This is a genomic window from Arthrobacter sp. USHLN218, from assembly GCF_037144715.1.
GTDB lineage: Bacteria > Actinomycetota > Actinomycetes > Actinomycetales > Micrococcaceae > Crystallibacter.
Genome location: NZ_JBBCYT010000001.1, coordinates 605,424 through 622,230, shown reverse-complemented (window position 1 = coordinate 622,230; position 16,807 = coordinate 605,424). Strand labels below are relative to the sequence as shown.

6 protein-coding genes are annotated in these 16,807 nt (G+C 69.6%); all 6 read right to left on the bottom strand.

Annotation, left to right across the window (positions count from 1 at the left end; translation table 11 throughout):
* Nucleotides 1-8: 8 nt before the first annotated feature.
* Nucleotides 9-983: an AAA family ATPase gene (locus tag WFH44_RS02715; protein WP_336711536.1), complete on the bottom strand. Its 975-nt coding sequence runs from the start codon at nucleotides 981-983 to the stop codon at nucleotides 9-11.
* 194 nt (nucleotides 984-1,177) lie between these two features.
* Nucleotides 1,178-7,252 carry an Ig-like domain-containing protein gene (locus WFH44_RS02710; protein ID WP_336711535.1) on the bottom strand — a complete coding sequence of 2,025 codons (6,075 nt, stop codon included), beginning with the start codon at nucleotides 7,250-7,252 and terminating at the stop codon, nucleotides 1,178-1,180.
* A 415-nt stretch (nucleotides 7,253-7,667) separates the two neighbouring features.
* Complete coding sequence (locus WFH44_RS02705; protein ID WP_336711533.1) at nucleotides 7,668-13,775, bottom strand: Ig-like domain-containing protein; 6,108 nt, start codon at nucleotides 13,773-13,775, stop codon at nucleotides 7,668-7,670.
* 244 nt (nucleotides 13,776-14,019) lie between these two features.
* Complete coding sequence (locus WFH44_RS02700; RefSeq protein WP_336711532.1) at nucleotides 14,020-15,162, bottom strand: adenylate/guanylate cyclase domain-containing protein; 1,143 nt, start codon at nucleotides 15,160-15,162, stop codon at nucleotides 14,020-14,022.
* A complete protein-coding gene (locus tag WFH44_RS02695; protein ID WP_336711530.1) occupies nucleotides 15,159-15,740 on the bottom strand; it encodes a PH domain-containing protein in 582 nt (193 codons plus the stop codon). The genes WFH44_RS02700 and WFH44_RS02695 overlap by 4 nt, the downstream gene beginning before the upstream one ends.
* A gap of 36 nt (nucleotides 15,741-15,776) precedes the next feature.
* Complete coding sequence (locus tag WFH44_RS02690; protein WP_336711528.1) at nucleotides 15,777-16,664, bottom strand: biotin--[acetyl-CoA-carboxylase] ligase; 888 nt, start codon at nucleotides 16,662-16,664, stop codon at nucleotides 15,777-15,779.
* Nucleotides 16,665-16,807: the final 143 nt, after the last annotated feature.

Genomic DNA, 16,807 nt, shown 5'->3' with positions numbered 1-16,807 from the left:
TGCCGGGACTAAACGGCCGCGGCGCGCTGCTGCGGCGCGGCGACGTCCGCCAGCACGCGGCTGATCACGGCTTCGGGCGTCGCCCCCGCGAACTCGGCCTCGGGGTCCATGACCAGCCGGTGCGTCCAGACCACGGGCGCCAGCTCCTTGATGTCGTCCGGCAGCACGTAATTCCGCCCCTCCGAGGCAGCCCACACCTTCGCCGCGCGGACCATGGCCAGGGCGCCGCGGACGCTGACGCCCAGGCGGGTCTCGTCCACGGAGCGCGTGGCCTCGCACAGGTGCGAGACGTACTCCAGCACCGCCGTGTCTACGTGGTTGCTCGCGGCCAGATCGGCCATGTCCGTGACGGCCTGGGTGGTGATGATCGGCGACAGCGCGGCCGAACGGTCACGCGTGGTGGCACCGCCGAGCAGTTCCACAGTGGAGGCCAGGTCCGGGTAGCCGATGGACGTCTTGACCAGGAAGCGGTCCAGCTGCGCCTCCGGCAGCCGGTAGGTGCCGGCCTGCTCGATCGGGTTCTGGGTGGCGATCACCATGAACGGCCGGCCGGCCTGGTAGGTCACGCCGTCCACCGTCACGCGGGATTCCTCCATGACCTCCAGCAGGGCGGACTGGGTCTTCGGCGACGCTCGGTTGATCTCGTCCGCCAGCACGACGTTGGCGAAGATCGGGCCCTTGTGGAACTCGAAGTTCTGCGTCTTCTGGTCGTAGATCGTGATGCCCGTGACGTCCGAGGGCAGCAGGTCCGGAGTGAACTGGATGCGTGAGTTGGTGCCCTGCACGGTGGCTGCCAGCGAGCGGGCCAGCATGGTCTTGCCGGTGCCCGGGGCGTCCTCGAGCAGGACGTGCCCTTCGGCCAGCATGGAAGTCAGGATCAGCTTGACCACGTGCGACTTGCCGAGCACCGCCTGGCCCACGTTGCCGACGAGTTTCTCAAAGGTCCCGGCGAACCATTCGGCTTGCTCTGCAGTCATCGTCATCGTGGTAGCTGTCTCTTTCTGGCTGATGTTGGCTTCGGAACTGATGCTTGGTCGCGCCGGTGGCCGCGTGCTGCGTGAGGCGGCGCGCAAACGATTAAGTCGTCGGGGCGGCGGCCGCCGGGGATCATTCTACGGACTCCCGCCGACCGGCGCGAAGGGGAGATCTCCCCATCGCGCCGGTCCTGCAAAGGCGCTCACCCGCTCCACCCGTGCATGTGGAAGGTGCCGTAGCCCTCGATCGTGACGAGCAGGTCGTCCGTGTAGGGCGGCGACATGTTGGAGATGCAGTTGGTTTCGCCGGTGATGCCGCTATAGCTGGTGATCCGCAGCGTGGTGCGCCCGTTGTTCGGATCCAGGTTCTCATCCGTGCCGCGGCAGGTCATGGTCACGGAGCCGAGCGGGAAGTTCCGGTAGCCGACCTTCACCCGGTACCAGTTCCTCTCGCCGCGGACGATCACCTCCTCGCCCCGGTAGAGGCCGGTCACGGCCGCCGGGGAGGTCGACTGCGAGCGGCTGAAGCTCTTGCTGCCGTCCGCCCGCGTGACCGTCACCACGATCGTGTGGGTCTTCCCCGGCTCCTCGCCGCTGGTCCAGCTTCCGCTGCCCGCGTTGACGGCCTGGCCGTTCACCGTGACCGAGGATCCCGTGACCTCGCGGCCGTTGCCGTACTGCTGCCAGTTGGTGTTCCAGGTAAAGGTCACCTTCGGCCCGTTGACCGAGGCGCCGATGTTGGACGCATCCGTGATCGGCCCGTAGGCGCTGGTGGCATTGGACGCGGCGCTGGCCGCGCCCGGTCCGCCCGCATTCAGCGCCCGGACCCGCCACGTGTGGTTCTGCCCATTGGTCGGCGAGGCCGCCGTCGCACCCGGACCGGACAGCGGCAGCCAGCCCCCGCCGTCGAACGAATACTCGTAGCCGGAGATGGCGCTGCCGTTGTTGTTGGGCGGGCTGAAGTCGAGGCGGACCTGCTCATTGGTTCCGGTGGCCGCCGCGCGGACGGACGCCACCTGGTGCGGGACGCCATACGGTACGACGGCGGCGGAGCGGCCGCTGAGCTCGCCGGCACCGGCCTTGTTCCGGGCCAGGACGTCGAACGTGTAGCTGCTGGAGGTCTTCAGCCCGGTGAGCGAAATCCCGGTGGTGCCCGCCGACAGTCCATTGCGGGTACCCGCCAGGGCGCCGTTCTCGAAAATCCGCAGGTCGTAGGACTCCACCGCGGCGCCGTTCGTGTTGGCCGGGACGGACCAGGCAACATCGATGGAGCCCTCGTTGACCTGGCTGGTGGTCCGGGTCGCCGTCGGTGTGGACGGGGCGCCGGGCGGCCCGGCCGGGATCTCGGGCGCCGAGTAGCCGCTGAAGTCCGACGGCGTCGTCGCACGGTTGTTGGCCTGGACCCGGACCTTGTAGGCGGTGCCGTTGTCCAGGCCGTTCCAGACCAGCGAGTTCCCGGTGACCTTGGACTTCTGCAGCTCTCCGGCCGGCGGCGCCGGGGAGATCTCCAGATTGAAGGACTCCACCGGGGACCCCTCCGAGGCGGGCGTCTGCCAGGTCACCGTCAGCGAGCCGTCGCCGAACTCCAGCTGCGGCGCGGCGGGGGCCTCGGGCTTGACATCCGGACGGACGGTGCCCGAGGCCGGCGACGGCTCCGAGGTGCCAACGGCGTTGGTCGCGGTGACGGTGAAGTTGTACTCCTGGTTGTTCGTCAGGTTATCCAGCGTGCACGTGTTGGCGGCGCATTCCTGGCTGAAGCCGCCGCCGCTGACGGTGTAGGAAGTGACCGGTTCGCCGTTGTCCGCCGGGACATCCCAGGTCAGGACCGCCGTGCGGTTGCCCTCGCTGACCATGCGGGGCGTAGTCGGCGCATCCGGCTTGCCCTTCACGGTCAGCGTGACCTGTCCCTCGGCCTCGCGGTCCGGGTCCCCGGTGGCGTCCTGGATCCGGTACAGGACCAGCATCGTGCCGACGAAGTCCTTGGCCGGCGTGATCTCCAGCGACTCGCCGCTGACCGCCGCGGTGCCCTGCCCGCGCTCCAACGGACGGGCGCTGAGGATCTTCAGCGGCGTCTCCGGGAAAGGGTTGGAGTCGTTGTCGAGCACCGGCACCGTCACGGTCTCGCCCTGATGCGCGTTCGGCACGGCATCGTCCACGGCGACGGCCGGCTGCCGGTCCGTCGCGACCACGCTGATGGTCACCGCGGCGGAGACCGGGTCATGGTTGCCGTCGGACACGCTGACGGTAACGGTCCCCTCGGTGCCCTTCGCGGTGCTGTCGTCGGCGCGGGCGGTCAGCACGCTGCCGTCCAGGGAGACGTCCACCCCGTCCACGCCGCCGTCGAGGCCGAACTCCAGCGTGTCCTTCGGGTCCGGATCGCTGGCGGCCCCGGCGAGGTCGAGGGTGACGGGCTCGCCGCCCTGCGCCACCTGCAGCGAGTTGGCGCTCAGGACCGGCGGGGAGTTCTGCTCGGGGCCGGGCAGAACGGTGACGGGCACGGTCAGCACGGCCTTGAGCCCGTCCGGGTCGTCCGGGCCGGTTCCGTCGGTCACCTCGAAGGACACCGAGGCAGGGCCCGCATAGCCGTCGTTGGAGGTGAAGGTGACGCCGTCGGCGCCGGTGATCCGTGCCGTGCCGGCCACGGCCGCGACCTTGTTGTCCTGGGTCAGCCGCGGCGTCTTGCCGTCGCGCACCGTGACGAGCTCGCGCAGGTCCAGCGCCAGTGGCTCGCCGGAGCGGACCTCGAGCGGCGTCTGGTTCGACAGCGCCGGCCGCTGGTCCCCGTTGCCGGGCACCACCACGAAGGCGGTGGACGAGAGCCCGTCCATGTCCTCGAGCGTGTAGGGAATGATCTGCGTATCCGCGCGCACCGGGACGGCCAGCGTCCGGTCGTCGGCCACCCTTGCCCCGCCCGCCGGGTCGTCGACGCTGATGGCCAGCGCGGCCAGGTCGCCGTCCGGATCCTCGTCGTTGTTCAGGATCGGCACGCTGACCTCGTCGCGGCCGGTGGTCTCGGCCACCGCGACCCGGTCGTCCCGCGCCACCGGCGGCAGCAGCGGCGCGTCGGCGTCCACGGTGACCGTCACCGTGCCGGTCGCGCTGCCGCCGCGGCCGTCCGTGATGGTGTAGCGGACGACGGCGGTGCCTTCCGTTTCCGGAGCCTGGATCCTGAGGCGTCCCTCGCGGATGCCGAGATCCAGTTCGGCCTCGGTGGTGAGGCCGCCCTCCGCGAAGGCAAGCCGGTCCCCGTCCGGGTCCGAGTCGTTCTTCAGCACGTCGATCGAAAGGCTTCGGCCCGGGCGGACGGCGGCCTCGTCGTCGACGGCATAGGGCGGCTGGTTGGCGTCGGACGTCGGCGCGATGCCGATCGACACCGTAGCGGTGGCGCGGGCGCCGAGCCGGTCCTGGACCACGTAGGTAATGGTGTCGGTGCCGGACGAGGCGGCGCCGGCGCTGTATTCGATGGCGTCAGCCTTGATCACCGCAGTGCCGAGGGAGGGCGCGCGGTCCAGGCCGGCCAGGCCCACGGAATCGCCGTCCGGATCGATGCCCTCGAGCGGGACCGGGATGCGGACGGTCTTGCCCGCCAGCACCCGTGCCGTGAGGTCCTCCGGAACGGGAGCCGAGTTGCCGCTGTCCAGGGGGTTGACGCGGATCCGAACCTGGGCGCTGGCCGTCTGCCCGTCCGGGCCGCTGATCCGGTAGACCAGGGCCACCGTCTTGCCCGCAGTGGCGTCCGGGCCGGCCTTGAAACGCAGCTGGTTACCGGAGATGGCCACCGCGCCGTCGGCAGGATCAGGGCTTTCGGCGAGCTCCGCGTCCAAGGTAAGCGCCGCGCCGTTGGGATGCTCATCGTTGTCCAGGACCGGAATCGTGACCACGTCGCCGGCGCGGACCACCGCCTCGTCGTCATTGGCCCGCGGCGGGAGCAGCTTCTCGGGCGCCGGTACAGGATAGATCCCCACCTCGCCCGTCGCGCTGCCGGAGCCGTTGGAGACGGTGTAGGTAATGGTCAGCGGCGCGTTCAGTCCGCGGGCGTCCTCGACCCGGAGGATCGAGTGGTTCAGCACCGCGACCTTCACGGCCGCGTCGCGCGGAGCGGAGACCGACTGCACTACCAGCACTCCCCCGGCCGGATCCGAGTCGTTGGCCAGCACATCCACGAGCGCCTCGCCGCGGGCCGGCAGCAGCACCGTGTCCCGCACCGCCGTGGGCAGGCCGGCGTCCTGGTCCGCCCCGACTACGTCCACGCGGATCAGCCCGGGAGCGCTGGTGGGCCCGGTCGTCGCCAGGTACTCCAGGTAGTACGTGCCGGGAGTCCCGGAACTGAAGGTGACGGTGCCGGCGTCGTAATTCCCCTGGACCTCGGCGTTGGGCACCTCGCCCACGTTCGCCAGCCGCAGCGAACCGCCGGTAGGATCCACATCGTTGCGCAGCGGGAAGATGGCCGCGTCCTCGCCGGCGGCCACGCGGATGTGGTCCGGGTTGGTGATCGGCGGCAGCTCGCCGCGCGGCTTGACCTGCACGGTTACCTCCCCGGTGGCGGTGGTCCGGCCGTCGGACACCGTGATGGTGACCTTCTTCTCGCCGTCGGACACCCCCACGTCCTGGTAGGTGAGCAGCCCGTCCGCGCGGGTCCGCACGATGTCCCCAGGGTCCTCCGCGACCGCGCCGACCAACAGCAGGTCATCGCCGTCCGGGTCCAGCCAGTCCGTCAGGACGTTCTGGCTGAGGCTCCGCCCCGACTCGACGGCCAGGATGGTCTCGCGCTTCTGCTCCGGCGCCTGGTTGGACCCCGGGGGCACTACCCGCAGCCGGACCCGCGCGGAGTCCGTGCCGCCGCGTCCGTCATCGACCTCGTAGCTGAACGTCGAGCTGCCGGCGGCGGATGCCGGCACCACGGCCTGGAGCCCGGTGTTCTCGTAGATCCGCTGGACGGTTCCCGTGGCGGGCTGGTCGCCGGTGACTTTCACCGTCAGCAGGTCCCCGTCCGGGTCCGAGTCATTGAACAGCACCGGCAGCACGGTGGTCCGGCCGGCCCGCACGCCGAACTCGTCATCCGTGGCGGTGGGCCGCTGGTTTTCTTCAAGGCGCTCCGGCAGCCGGGTCGCCGCGGTGATGTCCGCCGACTCGGTCGTGTCGTTCTCGTCCTCGCCCTTCGGCGGGATCAGGTCCGCCCAGTTGTTGACCAGCTGCAGGTTCTTGTTGACCAGCCAGACGTTGCCCGCGTTGATGTCGTTGAGCACAACGACGTCCCGGTTAGTCCGGAACACCAGTTCGGAATCCGCGCCGAGCGACGGAATGGGCAGCGACAGGTCGAAGGCATCGTCAGCGCAGTCGCGCAGGTACGTTCCGTTGCCGGGCCAGGCGGCGTGGAGGCAGCCGTCCACCTGCACCGGCGCGATGGGCGGGGCCGGATTCGGGACCCGGGTTAGTTGCGCCTCGCCGCCCTCCAGGGGCTGGCTGAGGAGGCCCGCCGGGGTGGCGATGCCGACCCGGTCCCCCGCGTCCCCGGGCTGCTGCAGCTTCGCGTCGCCGCCGCCGTCCAGCTCGACGGCCTTCCCGCCGGGCAAGTAGACGGTGCCGGTGTCCGGGACCAGGACCACGGGCTCGTCGCCGACCGTGGCCAGCTGCAGTTCCGCGGCACCTTCCATGCCCGGCAGCTCCTGCGCCGAGACCTCCTCGAAGGCGCCGCCGTCCGCGCGGTACCCGGTGAGCATGCCGGTGCCGGGCGTCGCCACATAGACCGTATCTTCATCGCTGACGACGGCGACCGCACCCGGCTGGTCCTCGGCCAGCGGCTGGGCACCCTCCGGGGAGAACGAATCGAGGGAAGCCGCGTCGACCGCCCAGACCTGCCCCGCGGCCGGATCGCTGACGGCAGCCACGGCCGTGCCGAGCGACAACCGGGCCGACCCCGGCAGCTGGTTTTCCGCGCCGTGGACCATATCGGCGACGCTGACCCGGCTCACCGCGTTCTGGTCCAGGTTTTGCAGGAGCACGGTGGCTGCGTCCTGCTGTACATCGAAACCAGCGCTGGCGGGCTGGAATCCGCCGTCGAGCAGCTGGGACTGGTAGTTGAGGTGGCCGACCAGGCCCTGGGCCTTGTTGGTGACCCACACCCCGCCGTCGTTCAGGTCCACGTCGGCGGTGTCGGTTCCCGGGTGGAGCAGGATGCCCGCGGCGACCACGGCCAGCGCAACGGAGAACGCCGCTGCGGGCGCGGCTCGGCGGCGTGTGGCGCCGCGGCGCATCCGGCTGGACAGACTCAATTTCACACGGGACCTTCGACTGGTTGGTTTGCCGGCGGCCCGCTTGCCGCCCGGGATAAGTCTAAACGGTGTACTTAATCGTTGCGACGGGGAGAGCTACCCATCCGGCGAGCCGGGCCGCCCCTCGTTTGGCGCGGACCCGGCCGGGCGTGCCGCCCACGAGGCGCCGTCAGGATTCGCTGCGACGGAAATCGTGCAGTTTTGGCGGAAAACGGGCAGTTTTCGGAAGGGCCGCAGGCCGCTGACCAGCGGAAATGTCCCACGGCCCGATTGAAAATCTGCGCCGTTTCCGTCGACCCGCCGGCTGCGTGGCCACGACCAGTCCGAGCCCGGCGTGCAACTCCGGTAGACCCCGGCCTGCCCCTCACCTGACGCGGACCAGGCTGGCACGCCGCCGATGTTGCGCCTCCGGGTACGGAGGTCAGCATCGCTTCATGCCGTCGGGAGCCTGGTTGGCCAAGTGCGTGCTGCCTTCGCGGACGTGCAGACCCTTGACGACCATGCCGTTGTTCTTCGGACGGCCACCGCCAATCTGCTTGTACCAGTTGCCGCTCGGCCACACGACGTAGCACTGGACCGTGATCTTGCTGTTCCAGTCGGCCCAGTGATCGTTCCGGCAGGTGCCGCCGCTGAAGTTATTGCTGCTTCCATCCGCGCTCTCCATGCAGGTGCGGTGATTGGTCTGCAGGTCGGTGTTGCCGCCGCCCACGGTAACCGTCCATTCCGTCTTCTCTGGTGGCGGGGGCGGCGGTTTTGTACCGCTGCGGGCCGTGGCGGACGCGATAGCCCCTTCATCGCCGCGCGAGTTGATCGAGCGGGCCTCGATTTTATGCTGCTCGCTGTAGCCGTTGGTGTTGACGGTGCGGCTGCCGCTGTTGGCGACGTTCTGCCAGCCGCCGCCGTCGATCCGGATCTGGATCTGCTTCACGTCGTGGGTGCCGGTGTTCGGAGCGGACCAGCTGAAGGTCAGCCGCTTCTGCTCCGCGGCGCCGTTCTGGCCCGACACGTTGGGGGTCCCCGGTGCGCCGTACGGCTTGGCCGCATTGGAGCGCGCGCTGGGGGCGCTGTTGTAGGACGCCCCGTCGCTGTTCGCCACTGCCGTGACCTGTGCGGTGACGTTGGTGCCGTTGGCGAAGCCGGAGACGGTCTGGCCGCTGTTGATCGCCATCGAGCGGCCGTCGCTGAATGTGGCGCGGTAGCTGACTTCGCCGGCACGGGCGCCATTGCGTTGCGCGGCCGTGAGCTGGTTGAAGCTGATCGTCACGGAGCGTCCGGCGCCGCCGGTGTCCGCTTCCTTCAGCGAGACCGACGACGGGGCCTCCGGTGCTCCGACGGCCCGGCGTGCGTTGGACTGGGGACTGGTTTCCCCGTCCCCGGCCTTGTTCCGGGCAGTGACTGTGTAGGTGTAGTCCGTCTCCGAGTTCGGCGCCGTGATGGTCTGCGAGGTCCCGTTGACGGGCGGAAGGGTGCGCTTCAAGTTTCCGTCCTGGTACTCCCGCACGGTGTAGTCGTTGATCTCGCCGCCGTTGTTGTCCGGGGCGGCCCAACTGACCTTGAGCTGGCTCTGGTTCCCGACGGACTCCACCCGCTCGGTGGTCGGCGCGGCGGCCGCGGCGGGCGGCCCGGCCGGAACCTCGGCAGCCGAGTATGCGCTGAATTCGCTGGGCTCCGGCGCCTTGTTGTGCGCCTGTACCCTCACCGTGTAGGCCTGCCCGTTCTCCAGCCCCTCCCACTTATAGGAGGTGCCGGTCAGCCCGGTCTTCTGCAGCTGCCCGCTCTGCGGCGCCGGCGAAATCTCCAGGGTGTAGGACTCGATGGCGGACCCGTTGTTCACCGGCGGCTTCCACGAGACGTCCAGCGACTTGTCGCCGAACTTCAGCTGCGGGGCCCCCGGTGTCTCCGGCCGCACGTCCGGCCGCGCGACCGCGGATTCGGCCGACGGGTCGGACTCCCCCACGCCGTTCACGGCGACGACGCTGAAGGTGTATTCGCGGTCGTTGACCAGCCCGGTCAGCGTGCAGGTGGTGCTGCGGCATTCCTGGCTGAACCCGCCGGTCCCAGTGACGCGGTAGGCGGTGATCGGCTCGCCGTTATCCGGCGGTGCACCCCAGGAGAGCACCACGGTCTCGTCGCGGACCGAATCCACCAGCGGAGTGGTCGGTGCCTCGGGCCGGCCCCTCACCACCAGCGACACGGTGCCGGTAGCCTGCCGTGAGCTTTCGCCCGTCTTGTCCTGCACTGTGTACTCCACGGTCATCGTGCCGGAGAAGTCCGCGCCGGGAGTAACGACGACGGCGTCCCCCTCCACGCGGGCGGTACCTCCCGCGCCTGCAGTGGCGCTCACGATCTCCAGCGGGGTGTCCGGGAACGGGTTCACGTCGTTCGCCAGCACCGGCACCGTGACGGGCTCGCCCTGCACGGCCTCGGGCACCTCGTCGTCGTTCGCCACCGGCAGCGGCCTGGTCGACGCCAGGGCCGAGACGGCCACCCGGCTCATCACCTTGTCCGACCGCCCGTCGGTGACGGAGACGTTGACCGCTCCGGAGGCTCCGGTTTCCACCTCGGCGTCCGCCGACACCCGCAGCACGCTGCCGTCCAGGCTGACGTCGAACCCCTGGGGCGCCCCGCCCTCCAGCGCGAACTCCAGCATCCCGGCATCCTCCGGGTTGGCGTCCGTCGCCAGCGGCCGCAGGTCGTACGACACCGCGTCCTCGCCCTTGGCCACCTCCACCGCACCGGTGGTGAACTCCGGCGCGATGTTCTTCTCGGGCCCGGGAATCACGTTGGTCATCACGGTCAGCGTCGACTTCAGGCCCTCCGGATCGTCCGGTCCGGAGCCGTCCGTCACCTCGAACGTGATGGAACCGCGCCCGGCGTAGTCCTCGGCCGCCGCATACCGCAGCGTCGAATCGCCCGCCACCCACTCACGGTCGGCGGTGCCGATCGCGCGGACCTTCTCCACCTCGGTGATCCGGGGCGTGCGGCCGTCCCGGACCTCGACCCGGTCGTCGAGGTCGATGGTGACTTCCTCTCCCGCCACGACGTCCACCGGAGTCGTGTCCGACAACGTCGGGTACTGCTCGCCCAGGGCCGGGACCCATGCCACGGCCGTTGCCTGCAGCCCGTCCACGTCCCGTACGGTGTAGGGAATCAGCTGCGCGCTCTCCGTCAGCTCAACCCGCAGCTCCCCGCCTGCCGTGACGGACGCCGTCGGGTAGTTGCCGTTGACCAGCACGTCCATTTCCTCGGCCACACCGTCCGGGTCCTCGTCGTTCTCCAGCACCGGCACGTCGACCGCGGTCCGGCCCTTCGTCTCCGCCGGCTCCACCCGGTCGTCCCGGGCCACCGGCGCCAGCAGCGGCGCATTCCGGCGCACCTCCGCGGTAACCGTTCCCACGGCCGTGCCGCCGCGGCCGTCACCGACGGTGTAGCGCACGTTGACGGTGCCGTCCTCATCCGGCGCGGTGAAACGGATCCTGCCCTTGTCCGCTGATGCTTCCAGCGACTCCGGCTCCCCGACCACGCGGTTGCCGTCCAGCCTCAGCAAGTCCCCGTCGGGATCCGAGTCGTTCTTCAGGACGTCTACGGCGACGGATCGGCCCGGCCGGATGACGACGCCGTCATCCAGCGCCACGGGGTTCTGGTTCTTTTCCGCCTTCGGGGCGATCCCGACCAGGACGGTGCCGGTGTTCTCGGCCCCCAGGCGGTCCTTCACCACGTAGGTGAACGAGTCCGTGCCGGCGCCCGTCGCCGACGCGGTGTAGTCGATGTAGTTGGGTCCGGCTACCGCCGCGCCCTGTTCCGGCGCCCGGCCGATCCCGTGCAGGAAGACCGAGTCCCCGTCCGGGTCGATGCCGTCCAGCGGCACGGGAATCCGCACCGTGGACCCTGCGATAACCCGTGCCTCCACGTTCTTCGGCGCCGGCTGGGAGTTCGATTCGTCGTCGCGCGGCAGGATGTTGATCCGGAGCTCGGCGGAATCCTTCTGGCCGGCGGAATCCACCACCTCGTACACCGCGTAGACGGTCTTCGCCGTCGGTCCCGCGATGAATCGCACGGCGTTCTCGGACGTGAAGATTTCGCCGTCGGCCTGATCCACGGTCTCGGCCAGCTCCGGCACCAGGGTGATGTCATCGCCGTTGGGATGGGTGTCGTTGCCCAGCACGTCCACGGTCACCACGTCTCCGGCCCGGACCGTCGCCGTGTCGTTCTCGGCCTGCGGCGGCAGCAGTTTGTCCGGGCCCTTGACTGACACGACGCTGACCTCACCGGTCGCCGAGGCAAAGCCGTTGGAGACCGTGTACTTGATGCTGAGCTGCTGGTTCAGCCCCTTGACGTCCGTGATCCGCAGGATGTTGTGGTTGAGCACCTCGACGCTCACGGCGCCGCCGGAGCCGGTCTCCACGCCCTGCACCACGAGCACGCCGCCGGCCGGGTCGGCGTCGTTGGCCAGCACGTCCACCAGCACCTGGCCGTTCTGCGGCAGCATGGCCACGTCCCGCACCGCCACCGGCGCGCCCTCGCTGGCGGAAGCGCCGACGTCGACCCGCGCCAGGCCCGTCGAGCTGGCCGGGCCGTTGGTCACCACATAGGTGAGGTAGTAGGTGCCCGGCGTATCGGAGGTGAACTTGATGGTTCCGGCGTCGTAGTCCGGTACCACCTCGGCCTTGCCCACGCCGTCAGCCTTCGCGAGGCGCAGCCGGCCGCCGTTGGGGTCGAGGTCGTTCTTCAGCGGAGTGATCTGGATCTGCTGGCCCGCGGTCGTGAAGAAGTGGTCCGCGTTGGCCACCGGCGCCAGCGCCCCGGGCGGGCGGACGTCCACCGTGATTTCGCCGTCCACCGTGTCCGTGCCGTCCGAGACCTGGACGGCCACCTTCTTCTTGCCGGCGGTCTTCCCCACGTCCTGGAAGGTCAGGAGACCGTCCGGACGGGTCCGCACCAGGTCCCCGTCCGCCGTGTTCTCCGCGCCGACCAGGAACAGGTCGTCGCCGTCCGGGTCCTGCCAGTCGGTGAGGATGTTCTGGCTGATTTCCTTGCCCTGCTCCAGCAGGATCGTGGTCTTGCGCTTGGCCTGCGGCGGCTCGTTGCTCCCGTCCGCGCGCACGGTGATGGTGGCGGTGGCGGTGTCCTTGCCGCCGCGGCCGTCGTTGACCTCGTACTTGAAGCTGTGCCGGCCCGGCGACGCCCCGGCATCCACCACGATCTGCAGGCCGGTCTTGTCGTAAATGCTTTGTACCTCGCCCACCGGCGGCTGGTCTCCGGCCAGCGAGGCGGTGAGCACATCGCCGTCGGGATCGGAATCATTGTCCAGGATCGGCAGCGTCGTGGTCCGCCCGGCCCGCACGCCGAACGTGTCGTCCTGCGCCACCGGCGGCCGGTTCTCCTTGGTGCGGTCAGGGAGCGTGTTGATCGGATTCTCGTCCGCCGAATCCTCGTCCTCTTCTTCGCTTTCCTGCTCCGGCGGAATCAGGTCGCTCCAGTTGTCCACCAGCTGCATGTTCTCCAGCACCAGCCAGACATTGCCGGCATTCACGTCATTGAGGACGACCACGTCGCGGTTCACCCGGAACACCAGCTCGGCGTTCGAGCCGATCCCCTTGATCTCCTGCGCCAGGTCATCCGACGGCAGTTCGCAGTCGCGGATGTAGTGCGCCGAGCCGGCCCAGGCCGCGTGCAGGCAGCCGTCCAGCTGGACCGGTGCAGCGGGCACGCCGGGAGCCTCCAGGCGCGTCCGGGTCGCGTCGGACCCGTCGAGCGGCTGCGTGATCAGTTCCGTCTCGGTGGCGATGGCCGCGAATCCGCTGGCCTCGCCGGACTGCTGCAGCTTCCCACCGCGCACGTCGCCCAGCTTGGCCGTCTTGCCGCCGGGCAGGAACACCGTGCCGGACTCGGCGTCCAGCACCACGGCCTTGTCGCCCACCGCGGCGATCTGCAGGTCGCCGGCCTGATCCAGGTTTTCGGTACCGTCCTTACCCACCTGCTCGGGCACGCCCTCTTCATTCACGCGGTAGGTGTAGACCGCATTGGCCTGCGGGTTTGCGACGACGACCGTATCGTCCGGCGCGACCGTGGCCACCGCGCCCTTGGCGCCGGTCAGCACGGGTTCAGCGGTTTCCTCGCTGAAGGACCCGAGGTCGGCTGCGGCGCTGACGAAGACCTGGCCCTTGACCTTGTCCGTAATCGCAATCTGTTCCTCGCCGAACGCCACGTCGGCGCTGCCGGGAAGCTGCTGCTCGGCTTCCCTGGACATCCCCGCCACGTCCACCGGGGAGAGCATGGCCTGGTCCAGGTTTTCCATGAATACGGTGGACTTATCCTGGAGGACGTCGAAGCCGGCGCTGTTCGCCACGAAGCCGCCGTCGAGCGTCTTCGACTGGTAGTTGAGGTGGCCCACCAGGCCGGCGCCGTTGTTCGTGACCCAGACGCCGCCGTCGTTGAGGTCCACATCCGCCGTCGGGAAGCCCTCGTAGAAGAGCGCCCCGCCCACCACCAGGGCGCTGGCCACGGAAAACGTCGTCGTCGAAACCAATGCCCGCTTCCGCCGGCCTTGCCCAAAGAGTCCGCTGCCCCAAGCCATATATTTCCCTGTGTGCTGCCTTGTCGCCCGGCTGCCCGCTGGGCCCGCACGGCGCGATGGTGGTGAGTGATCCGCCTACGACTATTCCACGTTTCACCTGCGCCGGTAAACCGCCGGGGATGGGGACAACTGCCCATCTCCGGCGCCTGGATCGGGCGCCAGCGGATGCAGCCGCCCGGCCCATGCAGTGCCGGAATCAGTCCACTATGAGGCCGGTGCCCCGGCCGTGCGCCACGGTCACCGGATGGATTTCGCCGAAGCCGCGGATAGTGCGCACCTTCTGCGGCATCAGGACAAAGCGCTCGTCCCCCGCGAGCGTGGCGGCCGTGGTGGAATCCACCAGCACGGTGCCCGGCTCGGCCAGCGAGGTCAGCCGCGACGCGAGGTTGACGGTGGGTCCGTAGATGTCCCCGAGGCGGGAGACGATCCCGCCCCACACCATGCCGACGCGCGCCGACGGCAGCAGGTCGTCATCCGCCATCGCCTTGGCCAGCGCCAGCGAGATCTCCGCTCCGGCGTGCGGGGTCGAGGCGAGGTACAGGACTTCGTCGCCGACGGTCTTGACCAGGCGGCCGCCGCCGACCGAGATGATCTCGGCGCAGCGGTTCTCGAAACGCTGCACCAGCTGGGCCAGCGTCTTCTCGTTCATCTGGCGGGACAGGCTCGTGTAGGAGACGAGGTCCGCGAAACCCACGGCGCGCAGCAACGGCAGGGAATCGTCGTCGTGCTCCCCCGCCGCGCCCAGCCCCGCCTCCGCGCGCACGGTCAGCCGCGCCACGCCGGCGTTCAGCTGCCGCCGCCACGAATACAGCAGCACCTTCTCCAGCGGCTCGATCAGGTCCGGCAGCTCGGTGACCAGCCGCTTGCGGGCCTCGGCGTCCGTGATGCCGAGCTGGTGCACCATTTCCTCCACCAGCGCCTCGACCTGCCAGACCACCATCCGGTCCGTCATCTGGCCGATGGACCGGGTGATGGAGATGGCCGCTTCCTCGGTCAGCCGCTCGTCGCGGACCAGGTCGATGATGGTGGTCAGCGCCTCCAGGTCCGCCTGGGTGAAGGCCACGTCCTCGTCGCCGAGGTTCGGGAAGCCCAGCGCACGCCAGAGCTTGCGCGCCGAGAGCAGCGACACGCCGGCGCCGGCCGCCACCTCGCGGCGCCGCAGCGTCCGTTCCGAGCCGAGCAGGCGGCGCTCCAGGGCGCGGATGGCCTCGCGGTCCACCTTGGCCGGGTTCGAATCCTCGCGGACCGCGTCCTGGGCCGCCTCGACCTCCGCCTGCGGCACGATGCGCGGCATGGACAGGGTCAGCGGCTCCGGCTCGTGGTGCTCGCTACTGGTCATCCCGCTTTTCCTTCCTCGCCGTACTCGGACTGCTGCCATTTTTCCATGTCTACTCCATCGAACCCGTCAGGAAATTCCGTGCGCGGCAGGTCTTCGATCGCCCGCACCACCAGCGCCCGGAAGCGCGCCACCTCGGGCACGTCCGGCAGCCGCCAGAACCGGCCGTAGCCCAGGTCCGCGTCCAGCCGGCCGCTGCGCAGCATGCGCTGGAGCAGGTCCTGCTCGATGCGCACCGAATAGATGGCCGCCAGCATCACCTGCTGCTCGCTCCGCCGCCCCCAGCCGCGCCGGACCATCAGCCGCCGGCTGGTCAGCAGGTAGCGGGTGGATAACCAGCGCAGCAGCGGCACAACGCAGGCCCGCAGCACCAGCAGCGAAGCCGCCACCAGCACCGCGGCGCGCAGCACCGCCTGCCAAGGCGTGATCCACTCCGGCAGGCTCTCGCGGCTGAGCCAGCCGAGCCCGAAGCCTGCGGCGCCGAGCAACGCCAGCATCAGCACGAACGGCCAGAACAAGCGGCGCGCCTGCGGCCGGGCCAGCACTATGACGCGCTCTCCCGGATCCAGCTTCAGCCGCACCGCGGCCCCCGGAGCCGGTTGGTGATTGGGGGCAAATCAAGACCCTTCGAGCGGCCGCAGGTGGACGACGTCGCCCGCTGCCACCACGTGTTCGGTGCCGTCCGCTTCCCGTACCTTCAGGGCGCCGAAGCTGTCCAGGCCGAAGGCCTCACCGACGATCTCCCGGCCCTGCGGCAACTGCGCGCGCACCTGCTGCCCCAGCGTCGACATCACCCGCTGCAGCCGGCTGAGCAGGCTGGTTCCGTCATTCCACTGAGCCTTGGGGTCCCCGTTCACGTCGCAGAACTGGCGGTACCGCTGGGCGAAAATCCGCAGGTAGGACATGAGCAGGATGTTGCGGTCCGTCGTCGCGCCCTTCTCCAGCGCCACCGACGTGGCCGTAGGCACGGGCAGGTCCTCGGCGCTCATCGTCACGTTGAGTCCAGTCCCAATAACGACGGCGGGCGGCGAGGCATCCCCGTAGCTCGCGATCTGTGCGAGGATGCCGGAGATCTTCTTGCCGCCGACCATCACGTCGTTGGGCCATTTCACCGCGGCGTCCAGCTTGGCGTACTCGCCCAGCGCCTCGGCCAGCGACATCGCCGCCAGCAGCGAGAACCAGGCGTAGCTCTGGGTCGGGACCGGGTTTCCGGCGTGGTTGAACGGGCGCAGCAGCACGCTCACGATCACCGAGGAGCGGGGCGGGGCGGTCCACTGGCGGTCCAGCCGGCCCTTGCCGGCGGTTTGCTCCTCGGCCGCCAGGACGCTCAGGTCCGACCAACCCACCTTGTCCGCGGCAGCCTTCTGCCCGAGGTCGCTGTTGGTCGAGCCCGTGGACTCCACCAGTTCGAGGCGGCGGTACGGACCCAGCGGGGCACAGAGCGCATCGGTGAGACCCTCATAATCCAGCGCCGGGCGGTCAACATCGGAAAAGCTCTGGCTCATGTCATCCATCCTACGCAGAGCCGGCGCATTCTCCACCGGGACGACGCGGCAGAATCCGGGACGGCTTGCGGAAAATGTCGGCAGCCGAAATTGTAGGATTGCTACAGCCGGTGCCGCCGTCCTCCTCACTAGACTTGGTGGAA

Bases quoted from the DNA above. Each gene is read 5' to 3' on its own strand.
- WFH44_RS02715 (WP_336711536.1), bottom strand. From the start codon at position 983: ATGACGATGACTGCAGAGCAAGCCGAATGGTTCGCCGGGACCTTTGAG.
- WFH44_RS02700 (WP_336711532.1), bottom strand. From the start codon at position 15,162: ATGACCAGTAGCGAGCACCACGAGCCGGAGCCGCTGACCCTGTCCATG.
- WFH44_RS02690 (WP_336711528.1), bottom strand. From the start codon at position 16,664: ATGAGCCAGAGCTTTTCCGATGTTGACCGCCCGGCGCTGGATTATGAG.